The 15,860-nt window shown below is 61.1% G+C and carries 11 protein-coding genes; 7 read left to right on the top strand and 4 right to left on the bottom strand.

The genetic code is table 11. The features are described from left to right. The first annotated feature begins 243 nt into the window (after positions 1–243). The 5 genes from PMI25_RS21185 to PMI25_RS21205 all read left to right on the top strand — a co-directional run bounded on the left by PMI25_RS21185 (position 244) and on the right by PMI25_RS21205 (position 5,484). Positions 244–933: an ABC transporter permease gene (locus PMI25_RS21185; protein WP_177325736.1), complete on the top strand. Its 690-nt coding sequence runs from the start codon at positions 244–246 to the stop codon at positions 931–933. 21 nt (positions 934–954) lie between these two features. Continuing rightward, entirely contained in the window at positions 955–1,848 is an 894-nt protein-coding gene (locus tag PMI25_RS21190) for a glycine betaine ABC transporter substrate-binding protein (RefSeq protein WP_007965670.1), read from the top strand. Between the two features lie 12 nt (positions 1,849–1,860). Further along, complete coding sequence (locus PMI25_RS21195) at positions 1,861–2,514, top strand: ABC transporter permease (protein ID WP_007965673.1); 654 nt, start codon at positions 1,861–1,863, stop codon at positions 2,512–2,514. Then, on the top strand, positions 2,511–3,668 hold the full coding sequence (locus PMI25_RS21200) for an osmoprotectant ABC transporter ATP-binding protein OsmV (RefSeq protein ID WP_003221591.1): 1,158 nt from the start codon (positions 2,511–2,513) through the stop codon (positions 3,666–3,668). Before PMI25_RS21195 ends, PMI25_RS21200 begins: the two co-directional genes overlap by 4 nt. Positions 3,669–4,320: 652 nt before the next feature. Then, positions 4,321–5,484 carry a type III PLP-dependent enzyme gene (locus PMI25_RS21205; RefSeq protein WP_003221589.1) on the top strand — a complete coding sequence of 388 codons (1,164 nt, stop codon included), beginning with the start codon at positions 4,321–4,323 and terminating at the stop codon, positions 5,482–5,484. An 85-nt stretch (positions 5,485–5,569) separates the two neighbouring features. On the opposite strand, the gene PMI25_RS21210 is transcribed toward PMI25_RS21205, so the two are convergent. Together PMI25_RS21210 and PMI25_RS21215 are read right to left on the bottom strand one after the other, a co-directional pair. Further along, positions 5,570–6,310: a tetratricopeptide repeat protein gene (locus PMI25_RS21210; RefSeq protein WP_007965676.1), complete on the bottom strand. Its 741-nt coding sequence runs from the start codon at positions 6,308–6,310 to the stop codon at positions 5,570–5,572. Next, positions 6,307–6,987, bottom strand: a complete 681-nt coding sequence (locus tag PMI25_RS21215; protein ID WP_007965677.1) for a Fe2+-dependent dioxygenase — start codon at positions 6,985–6,987, stop codon at positions 6,307–6,309. Before PMI25_RS21215 ends, PMI25_RS21210 begins: the two co-directional genes overlap by 4 nt. Before the next feature lie 208 nt (positions 6,988–7,195). Here PMI25_RS21215 and PMI25_RS21220 point away from each other — a divergent pair, with 208 nt between their 5' ends. Together PMI25_RS21220 and PMI25_RS21225 are read left to right on the top strand one after the other, a co-directional pair. Then, the gene (locus tag PMI25_RS21220; RefSeq protein WP_007965678.1) at positions 7,196–9,523 is read left to right on the top strand and encodes a TonB-dependent receptor; all 2,328 of its coding nucleotides are present in this window, start codon (positions 7,196–7,198) and stop codon (positions 9,521–9,523) included. A 214-nt stretch (positions 9,524–9,737) separates the two neighbouring features. After that, positions 9,738–12,266 carry a PepSY domain-containing protein gene (locus PMI25_RS21225; RefSeq protein WP_045122157.1) on the top strand — a complete coding sequence of 843 codons (2,529 nt, stop codon included), beginning with the start codon at positions 9,738–9,740 and terminating at the stop codon, positions 12,264–12,266. A 129-nt stretch (positions 12,267–12,395) separates the two neighbouring features. Here the strand turns inward: PMI25_RS21225 and PMI25_RS21230 are convergent, their stop codons facing one another. Beyond that, positions 12,396–13,937 carry an alkaline phosphatase D family protein gene (locus PMI25_RS21230; RefSeq protein WP_007965681.1) on the bottom strand — a complete coding sequence of 514 codons (1,542 nt, stop codon included), beginning with the start codon at positions 13,935–13,937 and terminating at the stop codon, positions 12,396–12,398. A gap of 185 nt (positions 13,938–14,122) precedes the next feature. Next, positions 14,123–15,856: a PTS fructose-like transporter subunit IIB gene (locus tag PMI25_RS21235; protein WP_007965683.1), complete on the bottom strand. Its 1,734-nt coding sequence runs from the start codon at positions 15,854–15,856 to the stop codon at positions 14,123–14,125. Positions 15,857–15,860 lie beyond the last annotated feature (4 nt).

Raw genomic sequence — 15,860 nt, forward strand, 5'->3', positions numbered from 1 at the left:
TTTTAAAGCACGGAGACGTCCATCCCCTGTTACGACTTTTCGTCAGGGGCTGAAAAATCAGCAAGTTAGCCTGACGAGGCTGCGCTCATGGCTCGCTTTCAGACCGCTTTGCCGGCCCTGAAAAACGGCTACTTTTCGCGAACGACGCTCCCGGCGGCCAGGAATGGCATGCCACACGGGACTGCGCTCGCCGACTACAAAAAAAGGAGTCCGCCTGTGGCTATCCGCTATGGCAAAGGGCTGATGGGAGGTGCGGTGGTGATCGCGCTCCTGGCCCTGCTGGTTCACTGGATCGGCATCAACACGATCGAACACTACCGCGACGATTTGTTGTTTTACCTGCAAGCTCATCTGATTCTCGTCCTCGCTTCAATGCTGGCTGCCCTGATCGTGGGTATCCCCGCCGGTATCTTTCTCAGTCGCCCGACCATGGTCGGCCGTGCTGAACGTTTCATGCAGATCTTCAATATCGGTAACACCGTGCCACCGCTGGCCGTACTGGCGATTGCCCTGGGGATTCTCGGCATCGGCAGTGGTCCGGCGATCTTCGCTTTATTCCTCGCCTCACTGTTGCCGATTGTGCGCAACACCTACGAAGGCCTGAAAAACGTCCAGGGTTCGCTCAAGGAAGCCGCCGTCGGCATCGGCATGACCCCGCGTCAGGTGCTGTGGAAAGTCGAATTGCCCAACGCCGTGCCGATCATCATCGGTGGCGTGCGCGTGGCACTGGCGATCAACGTCGGCACCGCGCCGCTGGCCTTCCTGATCGGCGCCAACAGCCTCGGCAGCCTGATCTTCCCCGGCATCGCCCTGAACAATCAGCCGCAACTGCTGCTCGGCGCCGCGTGCACCGCGCTGCTGGCCCTGCTGCTCGATGGCGTGGTCACCCTCGCCAGCCGTCTCTGGCTGGAACGCGGTTTGCGCCCGTCTTAAGGCTTTTGCGAAGGAATACTTATGAAACGACTTAGCTTGATCTTGGGTTGCGTGCTGCTGTTCGCAGGAATCGCGCAAGCCGCCGAGAAGCCCGTGATCCGCCTCGGCGCCCGGGTCTTCACCGAGCAGACCCTGCTCGCGGAAATCACCGCGCAATACCTGCGCAGCAAAGGCTACGACGCGCAGATCACTGGCGGTCTGGGCAGCAACCTCGCCCGCAGCGCTCACGAAAGCGGACAACTGGACATGCTCTGGGAATACACCGGCGTGTCGCTGGTGGCCTACAACCATGTCACCGAGAAACTCGACAGCGAACAGTCCTACGCCCGGGTCAAAGAACTCGACGCGAAAAAAGGCCTGATCTGGCTGACCCCGTCGAAATTCAGCAACACCTACGCCCTCGCCCTGCCGCAGAAAGTCGCCGAGGCGTATCCGCAGATCAACACCATCAGTGACCTGAACAAGGTGCTGCGCGATGAGTCCAAGACCAATCACCTGGTGGCGCTGGACACCGAGTTCGCCAACCGCTCCGACGGTCTGGATGGCATGGTCAAGCTCTACGACATGAACCTGACCCGCAAGAACATTCGGCAGATGGACGCGGGACTGGTCTACACCGCACTGCGCAATGGCCAGGTATTCGCCGGTCTGGTCTACACCACCGACGGCCGCCTCAACGCCTTCGGCTTGAAACTGCTGGAAGACGACAAGCACTACTTCCCCGACTACACCGCCGCGCCGGTGGTGCGTCAGGCGTATCTGGATGCGCATCCGCAACTGGCCGAGCAACTCAAGCCGCTGGCGCAACTGTTCGACGACGAAACCATGCGCCAGCTCAACGCGCGGGTCGACGTCGATCACGAAAGCCCATCGAAAGTGGCCGCGGATTTCCTGCGCCAGCATCCACTCAACTAAGGAGGAAAAGTCATGGAATTTCTCAACGCCTTTTCCCACCTCGACTGGCAGCAGGTGATGCACCTGACCTGGCAGCACATCACCCTGGTCGGCATCGCCGTGACCCTGGCAATTCTCATCGGTGTGCCGCTGGGCATCCTGATGACGCGCTTCCCGAGCCTCGCCGGTCCCTTGCAGGCCAGCGCCACAGTGCTACTGACCGTGCCGTCGATTGCCCTGTTCGGCCTGCTGCTGCCGTTCTATTCCAAGTTCGGCCAGGGACTCGGGCCGATGCCGGCGATCACCGCAGTGTTCCTTTATTCACTGCTACCGATCATGCGCAACACCTACCTCGCCCTGACCGGCGTCGAGCCTGGTATTCGTGAAGCTGCACGCGGTATCGGCATGACTTTCGGCCAGCGCCTGCGCATGGTCGAGCTGCCAATTGCAGTGCCGGTGATCCTCGCCGGGGTGCGCACCGCCGTGGTGATGAACATCGGCGTGATGACCATCGCCGCGACCATCGGCGCCGGTGGCCTCGGCGTGTTGATCCTCGCCTCCATCAGCCGCAGCGACATGTCGATGCTGATCGTCGGCGCGCTGCTGGTCAGTCTTCTGGCGATCTTCGCCGACCTTCTCCTGCAGTGGCTGCAACGTACGCTGACTCCAAAAGGACTCCTCAAATGATCGAACTTCAAAACCTCAGCAAGACCTTCCAGAGCAACGGCAAAGACGTCAAAGCCGTGGACTCGGTGAGCCTGACCGTCAATGAAGGCGAAATCTGTGTGTTCCTCGGGCCATCGGGTTGCGGCAAAAGCACCACGCTGAAAATGATCAACCGGCTGATCAAGCCGACCTCTGGCAAGATCCTGATCAACGGCGAAGACACCACCGACCTCGACGAAGTGACCCTGCGTCGCAACATCGGTTACGTGATCCAGCAAATCGGCCTGTTCCCGAACATGACCATCGAAGAGAACATCGTCGTGGTGCCGAAACTGCTCGGCTGGGATAAGCAGAAATGCCACGACCGCGCTCGCGAACTGATGAGCATGATCAAGCTGGAACCCAAGCAGTATCTGCATCGCTATCCGCGTGAACTGTCCGGCGGCCAGCAACAGCGCATCGGTGTGATCCGCGCACTGGCGGCGGATGCGCCGCTGTTGCTGATGGACGAGCCGTTTGGTGCGGTCGACCCGATCAACCGCGAGATGATCCAGAACGAGTTCTTCGAGATGCAGCGCGCGCTGAACAAGACTGTGATCATGGTCAGCCATGACATCGACGAGGCGATCAAACTCGGTGACAAGATCGCGATCTTCCGCGCCGGCAAACTGCTGCAGATCGATCACCCGGACACCCTGCTCGCCCATCCGGCAGACGACTTCGTCAGCAACTTCGTCGGCCAGGACAGCACCCTCAAACGCCTGCTGCTGGTGAAAGCCGAAGACGCGGCGGACAACGCGCCATCGGTCAGCCCGGAAACCCCGGTGGCCGATGCGCTGGAACTGATGGACGAGCACGACCGCCGCTACGTGGTGGTGACCTGTGCCGAGAACAAGGCGCTTGGTTATGTACGACGTCGCGACCTGCACCGCCAGACCGGCACCTGCGCGCAGTATCTGCGCGAGTTCAACGCCACGGCGGCGTACGACGAACATCTGCGCATCCTGTTGTCGCGGATGTACGAGTTCAACCGTTCATGGCTGCCGGTGATGGATGCCGAGCGGGTGTTCCTCGGTGAGGTGACGCAGGAGTCGATTGCGGCCTACTTGAGCTCGGGGCGTTCGCGCGGGATGAAGACCAATATCGTCTCGCCGGCTGAGGCCGTGGTCGCCTGATCGATAAAAAGGTCGTACACCGAACCTGTGGCGAGGGAGCTTGCTCCCGCTGGGTTGCGAAGCGGCCCTGCTTTTAAAAAAAAGCGGGGACTGCCGCGCAGTCCAGCGGGAGCAAGCTCCCTCGCCACAGGTTTTTTGTGTTTTCAAAGACTGGAAAAGAATATCAACACCAAGGTGGGCTCTGGCACTGCTGGACCACCTGCCACATTTATCAAAATCCTCCTCACATCCACCTCTCGCCGCCAACGTCGCCGATGTTGCGCCGATCACACTTACCCACGACTTCGCCGACAAAAGCTGCGAACGTGCAGGTATTTTTAACACTTTAAAAATCGCAGGGAACATCTGTCCGTCATCTCGGTCGGCTACAAAGAGTGATATCCGCGACGTACGTCAGAAGCGTGCAGAAACGCGACATTTTTAGTTGATCTCAGGCCCCTCACGCCCTAAAGTTCGCGCCGAACGTCCATGCTGGAAACGATCCATCCGGCTCAAGTACTGACGACGAGACAGCAAGGCCAAGGGCAGATACGCCCGTGGCCTTTTTGCTTTCGGCGACATGCCTTGGGAAGTAGGCGAACCAAAGTGGGGATACGGAGGACGTTCATTTACACCCATGTTTTTACCCGTTTGCCCATAGGAGCACTCCAGCATGTCGATCCAGGTCGAAGACTATTTCGCGCGCGAAACCTTTCAGAAAATGAAGGCGTTCGCCGACAAACAGGAAACCCCGTTCGTGGTGATCGACACCGCGATGATCAGCCAGGCCTACGACGACCTGCGCGCCGGTTTCGAATTCGCCAAGGTCTACTACGCGGTCAAGGCCAACCCGGCCGTCGAAATCATCGACCTGCTCAAAGAGAAAGGTTCGAGCTTCGACATCGCCTCCATCTATGAGCTGGACAAAGTGCTGAGCCGTGGCGTCAGCCCGGATCAGATCAGCTACGGCAACACCATCAAGAAGTCCAAGGACATCCGCTACTTCTTCGAGAAGGGCGTGCGTCTGTACGCCACCGACTCCGAAGCCGACCTGCGCAACATCGCCAAAGCTGCACCGGGTTCGAAAGTCTATGTGCGCATCCTCACCGAAGGCTCGACCACCGCCGACTGGCCACTGTCGCGCAAGTTCGGCTGCCAGACCGACATGGCCATGGACCTGCTGATCCTCGCCCGTGACCTCGGTCTGGTGCCGTACGGCATCTCGTTCCATGTCGGTTCGCAACAACGCGACATCAGCGTCTGGGACGCGGCGATCGCCAAGGTCAAAGTGATCTTCGAGCGTCTGAAAGAAGAAGACGGCATTCACCTGAAACTGATCAACATGGGTGGCGGCTTCCCGGCCAACTACATCACCCGCACCAATAGCCTGGAAACCTACGCCGAGGAAATCATCCGCTTCCTCAAAGAAGACTTCGGTGATGACCTACCGGAAATCATTCTGGAACCGGGCCGTTCGCTGATTGCCAACGCCGGTATTCTGGTCAGCGAAGTGGTGCTGGTCGCGCGTAAATCGCGCACTGCTGTCGAGCGTTGGGTGTATACCGATGTGGGCAAGTTCTCCGGCCTGATCGAAACCATGGACGAGGCGATCAAGTTCCCGATCTGGACCGAGAAGAAAGGCGAGATGGAAGAAGTCGTCATCGCCGGCCCGACCTGCGACAGCGCCGACATCATGTACGAGAATTACAAGTATGGTCTGCCGTTGAACCTGGCGATCGGTGATCGTCTGTACTGGCTATCGACCGGTGCGTACACCACCAGTTACAGCGCTGTCGAATTCAATGGCTTCCCGCCGTTGAAATCGTTCTACGTGTAAGCGCCGCCGTCGAAACGCAAAAAGCCCATGACGTGTCAGTGGCTTTTTTTGTATCTGCTGATCCCTGTAGGAGCTGCCGCAGGGCTCATGCGCAACGGCGGGCGTATTCCGTTGCCAAGGCTCGAAACCTGGGTTCGGCTGCGGCGGCCAGCGTCTGACTTGCTACCCGCAGGAAGTTCTGATTACCACCCGCCAACGCTTTCTCCAACCACACAACTGCCTCATCGACCCTGCCCTCATCCGCCAACACCGCCGCATGACTGAACTGCCCCCGAAAATCCCCACCCTCGGCCGAACGCCGATACCAGTCATGCGCCGCCGTCAGATCCCTCGGGCACACCCGCCCTTCTTCCAGATAACGTCCCAACAGGTTCATTGATTTGGCGTGGCCGGCTTCGGCGGCGCGTCGATACAGGTCCAGTGCTTGAAGTTGATCCTCAGGTATCCCGCGCCCGGTGGCGAGCAGATTGGCCAGGTTGTACATCGCCCAGTCCAACCCGTTTTGCGCAGCGATCCGATAATGCCGCGCGGCAACCGCAGCATCCGCCACACAGCCCCAACCCTGCTCATGGCAGCGACCGAGCATGTTGCGCGCCATCAGGTGACCCTGCCCGGCAGCGATGCCAAACCAGCGCAGCGCCAATGGAGCATCCTGAGCGATGCCACGACCATCGAGCAGAATCTGCCCGAGCAGCGCCTGCGCTTCAACAATGCCCTGCCCCGCCGCCAGCAGAATCGCCTGAGCGGCACGGGCCGGGCTTTCTTCGAGCATGGCACTGAGCTGGGCGCCGTCGAGCACTTCTTCGCGCCGCAGTTGAAAACTCATACCTCGACCCAGCGCCGCAGCAGATTGTGATAGGTGCCGGTGAGGCGTATCAGCGACGGATGATCGGGCATGTCCTGGGTAAGTTGCTGAATCGCGCCGTCCATCTCGAACAGCAGGGCGCGCTGGCTGTCTTCGCGCACCAGACTTTGCGTCCAGAAGAACGACGCATAGCGTGCACCGCGGGTGACGGCATTTACCTTGTGCAGGCTGCTGCCCGGATACAAAACCATGTCACCGGCGGGCAGTTTCACCCGTTGCGTGCCGAAAGTGTCCTGGATCTCCAGCTCGCCGCCGTCGTAATCCTCGGGTTCGCTGAAAAACAGCGTGGCCGACAGATCGGTGCGCACCCGCTCGATGCTGCCCTTGGGCTGGCGCACAGCGTTGTCGATGTGAAAATCGAAACTGCCGCCCGCCGTGTAGCAGTTGAGTAACGGCGGAAATACCTTGTGCGGCAGCGCGGCGGACATGAACAGCGGGTTTTTCCACAGCCGTTCGAGCATCGCTGCGCCGATTTCCTTGGCCAGTGGATGACCTTCAGGCAATTGCAGATTGTGTTTGGCCTTGGCCGACTGATAGCCGGCGGTGATCTTGCCATCGGCCCAATCCGCCTGCTCCAGCGCCTGGCGGATGCGCTGCACTTCTTCTTTCGCGAACAAGCCGGGAATGTGCAGCAGCATGGCAAACGTACCTGATGGCAAAGGGGCGCCAATGGTATTGATTCTTATTGGCTGTGTAAAACCCGCATGACGAATGAATCGGTAAAAACCGTAAGGTTAAATTGTAAAGAATGTAAATTCGTCGCGAATAACAATGTTTCGCAATTGATACGAATACCTGTTTACCCTATATTCCGCCGCCTCAAATCCTTGGGGAGGGGAAATAAAAATGTCACGTCAACACGCACAATTGCCGGTCAGTACACCACGCCTGCTCGCTTCGGCCATTGGTGTCGCCATCACCGCTGGTTCCGCTGGCCACATGGTCTTCGCCGCAGAAAAGACCGACAGCAAAGCCTCCGGCAACGCTATCGCACTGGACGCTACCGCCATCACCGGCGAAGCGCAGGACCCGACGTCCTACCAGGTCGAAAAAGCCTCCTCGCCCAAGTACACCGCGCCACTGGTCGACACGCCACGCTCGGTCACCGTGATCCCGCAACAAGTGCTGAAGGACACCGGCGCCCTGAACATGCAGGACGCGCTGCGCACCGTGCCGGGCATTACCTTCGGCGCCGGTGAAGGCGGCAACCCGCAGGGCGACCGTCCGTTCATCCGTGGTTTCGACGCCCAGGGCGACACCTACCTCGACGGCGTGCGCGACACCGGTTCGCAAAGCCGCGAAATCTTCGCCGTGGAAAACATTGAAGTCAGCAAAGGCCCGAACTCGGCCATCGGCGGTCGCGGCGCAGCTGGCGGCAGCATCAACCTGGTGAGCAAGAAAGCGCACCTGGGCAACTCGTTCGATGGTGGTTTCACTTGGGGCTCCGACCAGACCCAGCGCTACACCCTGGACGGCAACTACCAGTTCAGCGACACCGCTGCCGGCCGTCTGAACCTGATGAGCCACGAAAGCAACGTCGCCGGTCGCGACAGCGTCGATTACGACCGCTGGGGTATCGCCCCGTCGCTGGCGTTTGGCCTGGGCACCGACACCCGTGTCAACCTCGATTACTACCATCTGGAAAGCAACGACACCCCGGACTCGGGCATTCCGTACACCATTCCGGCCGGCGGTTCGGCGGCACGCACCAAATCCAACCCGGACAAACCGTACTCGGGTGGCGATCACAGCAACTTCTACGGGCTGGACGGTCGCGACTTCCGCAAGGGCCGCACCGACACCGCGACCTTCGCCATCGAGCATGACCTGAGCGATTCGCTGACCATCAAGAACACCCTGCGTCACGGCACCAGCATGCAGGACTACATCCTGACCCAGCCGGACGACAGCAAGGGCAACGTCAACAACGGCAGCGTCTGGCGTCGTGCCAACACTCGGGTGAGCAACACCGAGACCACCACCAACCAGACCGACCTGTTCGGCAATTTCTACGTCGCCGGCTTCAAGAACAGCTTCTCCACCGGCGTTGAATACACCCGTGAGGAAAGCCAGAAGTCCTCGTACAACGTCAACACCGACACCACGCCACGTACTCCGGGCAACTCCAGCACCAACTGCACCCCGTCGATGATCGGCGCGTCCAGCGGTTACAACTGCACCTCGCTGTCGAACCCGAATCCGAACGATCCGTGGAACGGCGCGATCTCGCGCAACTACGCCGGCACTGACACCAAGGCTGACACCTACGCGCTGTATGCGTTCGATACGCTGGAACTGTCCGAGCAATGGCTGGTGAACATGGGCCTGCGTTACGACCACTTCGACACCGACTACAAGACCTACACCGCCGCCGGCGCCACCACTGCCAAGGGCAAAGACACCAGCGAATTCGTCACCGGGCAGTTCGGCGTGGTCTACAAACCTGCGCCAAACGGCAGCATCTATGCTTCGTACGCCACCTCCGCCACCCCACCGGGCAGCACCCTGGGTGAAGGCATGGACGGCAACCCGCTGGGTGGCACCCCGGATCGCAATGGCAACCTGCTGAGCAGCGACATGGAGCCGGAAACCACCAAGAACTACGAAATCGGCACCAAGTGGGATCTGTTGAACGATCGCCTGTCGCTGACCGCTGACGTGTTCCGCACCGAGAAAGAAAACGCTCGCGTACAAGTCGACACCACCTCCTACGAGAACGCCGGCAAGACCCGCGTGCAGGGTATCGAGCTGTCGGCCAGCGGCAAGATCACCGACAAGTGGCAAGTGTTCGCCGGCTACGCCTACATGGACAGCGAGCAAGTGGACGGCGGTGACCTGCCGGCCAACAAGGCCAACAACGGCAACGAACTGCCTAACACGCCGAAAAACAGCGCCAGCCTGTGGACCACTTACCAGGTCACGCCGAAGCTGACCATCGGTGGCGGTGCGTTCTACGTGGACGACGTGTACGGCAGCGTGGCCAACACCACCATGGTCGATTCCTATGTACGTTACGACGCGATGGCCGCCTACAAGCTGAGCAAGAACGTCGACCTGCAACTCAACGTGCAGAACCTGACCAACGAAACCTACTACGACAAGGCCTTCTCGACCCACTTCGCCAACCAGGCGGCGGGCCGTACGGCGCTGTTGAGCACCAACTTCCACTTCTAAGGAACCTGTAGGAGCTGCGGCACGCTGCGATCTTTTGATCTTGATTGTTGAAAACCAACATCAAAAGATCGCAGCCTTCGGCAGCTCCTACAAAGAACAAAGCCCCGTTCATTCATGTGAACGGGGTTTTGTGCGTAATAAAGAACGCTTCTCGATAACCCACGGCATAATGCGCGCCGTGATGACAAATTTTCGAACGGACAAGGCGAGCGACGTGTTGAAGAAAACCCTGTTCCAGTTGCACTGGTTTTTCGGCATCACTGCCGGGCTGGTGCTGGCCCTGATGGGCATTACCGGTGCCGCCTATTCGTTCCAGGACGAAATTCTGCGGGCGCTGAACCCGTCGGTGTTGCAGGTGGAAAAGCAGGTCGCTGGCGTCCTGCCTCCCGTCGAGCTGGTGGAACACATCGAAGCGACCTCCGGCAAAAAGGTCTCGATGCTCTGGGTCGAGACCGACAGCGGCAACGCCGCACGCGTCTACTTCACCCCGCCCAAAGGCGAACGTCGTGGCGAGATGCGCTACTTCGATCCGTACACCGGCGAGTTAATGGGCGGCGCGGTGGGTCAGGACTTCTTCGGCCTGATGCTGCAACTGCACCGCTTCCTCGCCATGGGCGATACCGGGCGCAACATCACCGGCGCCTGCACCCTGATTCTGCTGTTCTTCTGTCTCTCCGGGCTGTACCTGCGCTGGCCGCGCCAGTGGAACAGCTGGCGCGTGTGGCTGACCCTGGACTGGAAGAAAAAGGGCCGCAGCTTCAACTGGGACCTGCACTCGGTGGCCGGCACTTGGTGTCTGCTGTTGTATCTGCTGCTGGCGTTGACCGGGTTGTCGTGGTCGTACGAGTGGTACAACAAGGGCCTGACCAGACTGCTTTCCGATGCGCCGCAAAACGAGCGCGTGCGCGGCGGTCGCGGCCCGGCGCCAGAAGGTCCGGCACCGACCGCCGACTATGCGGCGATATGGAGCAGCATCTACAGCGCTGCCGGCCCGGGCCTGTCGGCCTACAACATCCGCATGCCGCCAGTGGCCGGGCAACCGGCGACCGTGTTCTACCTGCTCGACAGCTCGCCGCATGATCGCGCGCTGAACCAGATCACCCTCGACCCGGCCACCGGCGTGGTCAAACGTGTCGACCGCTACGCCGACAAGAGCTTCAAGGCGCAGCTGCTGACCAGTATTTACGCGCTGCACGTCGGCAGCTATTTCGGTCTGGTCGGGCGGATCATCATCACCCTCGCCGCCGTGTGCATGCCGCTGTTTTTCATCACCGGATGGCTGCTGTATCTGGACCGCCGGCGCAAGAAAAAGCAGATTCAGGACGCGCGCAAAGGTCTTCAGGCACCGAACGCAGATACACCGGCATGGCTGGTGGGTTTCGCCAGCCAGAGCGGTTTTGCCGAACAACTGGCGTGGCAGACCGCCGGACAATTACAGGCCGCCGGGTTACCGGTGAAGGTGCAGCCGCTGGCGAATGTCAGCGCGCAGGATTTGCGTGAGTCGAATAACGCACTGTTCGTGGTCAGCACCTTCGGCGACGGCGAAGCCCCGGACAGCGCGCGTGGTTTCGAGCGCAAAGTCTTGAGCAACGCTGCAAGCTTCGACGGCCTGAACTACGCGGTGTTGGGCCTCGGTGACCGCCAGTACCAGAATTTCTGTGGCTTCGCCCGACGCCTGCATCAGTGGCTGGGCGAGCACGGCGGCAAGACCCTGTTCGCCCCGGTCGAAGTCGACAGCGGCGACCCCTACGCCCTGCGTCATTGGCAAACCCAGCTCGGACAGCTGACCGGACAAGCGCCGGTCGACACCTGGCAAGCGCCGAGCTACGACAACTGGACGCTGGTCAGCCGCGAACTGATGAACCCCGACAGCAGCGGCGCGCCGGTGTACCTGCTGGGCCTGAAGGCGCCGAGCACCAGCAGCTGGCTGGCCGGCGATCTGGTGGAAGTGCTGCCGCGCAACTGCCCGTGGGCCATCGAACACTTCCTCGACGGCCTCGGCATTCGTGGCGAAACCACGGTGAAGATCAACGGCCTCGAAGAGCCACTGGAAGTGGCCCTCGCCAGCCGTCAGTTGCCGGAGCATCGCGCGCATCTGGTCGGCCTGCATGCGCAAGCGCTGGTGGATGCGATGGTGCCGCTGGCCATGCGCGAATACTCGATCGCCTCGATTGCCGCCGACGGTGTGCTGGAACTGATCGTGCGTCAGGAACAACACAGTGACGGCAGCCTGGGCATCGGCTCCGGCTGGCTGACCGAGCATGCGCCCGTAGGCGGCAGCATCAGCCTGCGCGTGCGGCGCAACAGTGGCTTCCACTTGCCGAACCAACCGGTGCCGATGATTCTGCTGGGCAACGGCACCGGCCTCGCCGGGCTGCGCAGTCTGCTCAAGGCGCGCATCGCCGACGGTCAGCAGCGTCACTGGCTGCTGTTCGGCGAACGCAATCGCGAGCACGATTTCCTCTGCCGGGCGGAGCTGGAAGAGTGGTTGATCAATGGCGACCTGGCGCGACTGGACCTGGCGTTTTCACGGGATCAGGCGCAGAAAATCTACGTCCAGGATCGCCTGCGCGAATCCGCTGACGAGCTGAAAAAATGGCTGGCTGACGGTGCGGTGATCTACATCTGCGGCAGCCTGCAGGGCATGGCATCCGGCGTCGATCAGGCACTCAACGACATCCTCGGCGCCGCTGAAGTCGAACGCCTGATCGAACAGGGTCGCTACCGCCGCGACGTGTACTGACACTACTCATACCCCGTGTGGGAGCGAGCTTGCTCGCGAAGGCGTCGTGCCAGTCGGCCTAATTGTCAACTGATCCACCGCTTTCGCGAGCAAGCTCGCTCCCACAAGGAAATTGCAGTGCCGGTGAAATCAGACGGGCTGCAATTTCTGCTCGAAAACCGCCACCCCATTCAAATCCCGCAACACCACGCTCATCTCCCCGCTCTGCCCTTCGATATTCACCTCGCCAAAGAACTGAAACCCGGCAAACGGTGAAGCATTCTGGGTCGGCGGTGCCTTCTGGAACACCACTTCCGGGCCGAAGGTCTTGTCCAGCGGATTAGGACCGAAACTCCCGGCATTCAACGGCCCGGCGACAAACTCCCAGAACGGTTCGAAGTCCTGAAACGCCGCGCGATCCGGGTGGTAGTGATGCGCTGCGCAGTAATGCACGTCCGCCGTGAGAAACACGAAATTGCGCACGTTTTGCGCCCGCAGAAAACCAAGCAGCTCGGCGACTTCCAGCTCGCGCCCCTGCGCCGGGCCGGGATCGCCGTTGGCCACCGCCTCCCAGCGCGCCACGCCCGGGCTGACTTCACCGTCGGGCACACCGAGGCCGATCGGCATGTCGGCGGCGATCACCTTCCACTGCGCCCTGGAGTGCTTCAAGCCACGCTTGAGCCAGTCCAGTTGCTCACGCCCGAGGAACGGTTTGGCCGCGCCGAGGTTGTCGTCGTTGGCGCCGCGATAACTGCGCATGTCGAGCACGAACACATCGAGCATCGGCCCGTAGCTGAGCTTGCGATAAATCCGCCCGCCGCCGTCTGCCGCTTGCAAACGCATCGGCGAATATTCCAGCCAGGCCTTGCGCGCGCGGCCGACCAGGGTGTGGATATCTTTTTCCTGATAACGCTCGTCGAGCTGCTTGCCCGGCGACCAGTTGTTGACCACTTCGTGGTCGTCCCACTGCCAGATCTGCGGCACTTCAGCGTTGAAGCGGCGGATGTTTTCGTCCATCAGGTTGTAGCGGTAGTTGCCGCGATAGTCGTCCAGGGTCTGGGCAACTTTGCTCTTGGCTTCGGTGGTGAGGTTGCGCCAGATCCGCCCGCCTTCGGTGGTCAGTTGCGCGGGCACCGGGCCGTCGGCGTAGATGGTGTCGCCGCTGTGGATAAAGAAGTCCGGCAGGCGCAGGCGCATGGATTCGTAGATGCGCATGCCGCCGATGTCCGGGTTGATGCCGAAGCCCTGGCCGACGGTGTCGCCGCTCCAGACGAAACGGATATTGCGCCGTGCCTTCGGAGCGCTGCGCAAATGGCCGAGCCACGGTTCGCTGGCGACGCCGGTTTGCGCATCCTTGAAATACACCCGATAGAAAATCGCCTGATCGGCGGGCAGCCCGGTGAGTTCGACGCGGGCGGTGAAATCGGTGCGCGCATCGGCCAGGGCCGAGACTACACGGCGCGGGTGACGAAACTGGCTGCGGGTGTCCCACTCGACCACCATTCGCGCCGGACGGTCGCTGCGGCTCCAGATCATCGCGCGGTCGCCCTGCAGATCGCCGGACTGCACGCCGTCGGTGAGTTGCGGCCGATCCTTGACCGACGCGATCACCGCCGGCGCCAGCCCCGGCATCAGCAGGCCGGCACCGACCACCTGCATGACCCGTCGGCGACCAATATCGAAATCGCTCATGCGTGTTCTCCCTGAAAAAAGGAAAACTTAAGCACGCGCACATGACCCGGAAATGACACCAGACACACCACACAACCCATGTGGGAGCGAGCTTGCTCGTGAATGCGTACTATCAGTCGAAATCTTATTCGCTGACACACCGCTTTCGCGAGCAAGCTCGCTCCCACAGGGTTTTGTGGAGCCACTTAAGCCTTAGCGGGTTCCAGCGCCAGCTCTACCGCTTCCGGCCGTTTGACCGCCGCGTAGACCACAGCAGTCAACAAACTCCCCGCGACAATCGCCAGCAGATACAACAGCGCATGATTGATCGCATTCGGAATCGCCAGCACAAACAAACCACCGTGCGGCGCCATCAGCTTGCAGCCGAAGTACATCGACAACGCGCCAGTCAACGCACCGCCGGCAATGCTCGCCGGGATCACCCGCAGCGGGTCTTTCGCGGCAAACGGAATCGCCCCTTCGGAGATGAAACACAGCCCCAGCACCAGCGCCGCTTTACCGGCCTCGCGCTCGGTCTGGGCGAACTTGCGCCGGGCGATGAAGGTAGCGATGCCCAGCCCGATTGGCGGCACCATGCCGGCGGCCATGGTCGCGGCCATCGGCGCATAACTCTGCGAAGCCAGCAGCCCGACGGAGAAGGCATACGCGGCTTTGTTGATCGGTCCGCCGAGGTCGACGCACATCATGCCACCGAGCAACACGCCGAGCAGAATCGCGTTGGTGGTGCCCATGCTGTCGAGAAAATGCGTCAGCGCCGCGAGCATCCCGGCGACCGGTTTACCGACCACGTAAATCATCACCAGACCGGTGATCAGGCTGGCGAACAACGGGATGATCAGAATCGGTTTCAGCGCTTCGAGGCTCTGCGGCAATGCCACATAACGACTGATCAACTTGGCCGCATAACCGGCGATGAAACCGGCGACGATCCCGCCGATAAACCCGGCGCCCAGCGTACTGGCGAGCAAGCCACCAATCATCCCCGGCGCCAGGCCCGGACGGTCGGCGATCGAATAGGCGATGTAACCGGCGAGCAACGGCACCATCAATTTGAACGCGGTCTCGCCGCCAATCTGCATCAGCGCCGCCGCCAGCGTGCCCTCTTCCTTGAATGCGGTGATGCCGAAGATGAACGACAAGGCGATCATCAGACCGCCAGCCACTACCATCGGCAGCATGAACGAGACACCCGTCAGCAGGTGTTTGTAGACCCCGGTTTTCTCTTGCTTGGCCGGCGCCTTGCCGTCGCTCGCAGCGCTCTCCACCTGAGCTTCGGCGAGGGCTTTTTTCAGTGTCGCTTCGGATTGCTTCAAGGCAATCCCGGTGCCGCAGCGATAGATTTTCTTGCCGGCAAAACGCTCGGTGGCGACTTCGATGTCCGCCGCCAGCAACACCACGTCAGCCTCGGCAATGGCCGTCGCACTGAGCGGGGTTTTCGCGCCGACCGAACCCTGGGTTTCGACGTGCAGTTCATAGCCCAGACGCTTGGCCGTCTGCTGCAACGCCTCGGCGGCCATGAAGGTGTGGGCGACGCCGGTCGGGCACGCGGTGATGGCGACAATGCGCGGCGCACGTGGCGCAGCGGCAACCGGGACGGCTTCGCTGACGAGGTAAACTTCGGCCTCTTGCACACCACGGCGCAGCACCGCTTCGACATCCTGCAGCGCTTGCGCCGGGGCGATGCGGAACACGCGCTTGCCGACGAAACGACGCATGTCGACGTCACCGGTGGCAACCAGCAACACCCACTCCGCGGCCGCGATGGTGGCAGCCGACAGCTCACGTTCCGGGTGCGACGCATCCACCACTTCAACGCTGGTGCTCCAGCCCTGACGCTGGGCCGCCGCATCGAGCAGGCGGGCGCACAGCACACTGGTGACCATGCCGTTCGGGCAGGCCGTGACAATGGCTAATTTCATGACA

It is taken from the genome of Pseudomonas sp. GM30 (assembly GCF_000282275.2).
Lineage (GTDB): Bacteria > Pseudomonadota > Gammaproteobacteria > Pseudomonadales > Pseudomonadaceae > Aquipseudomonas.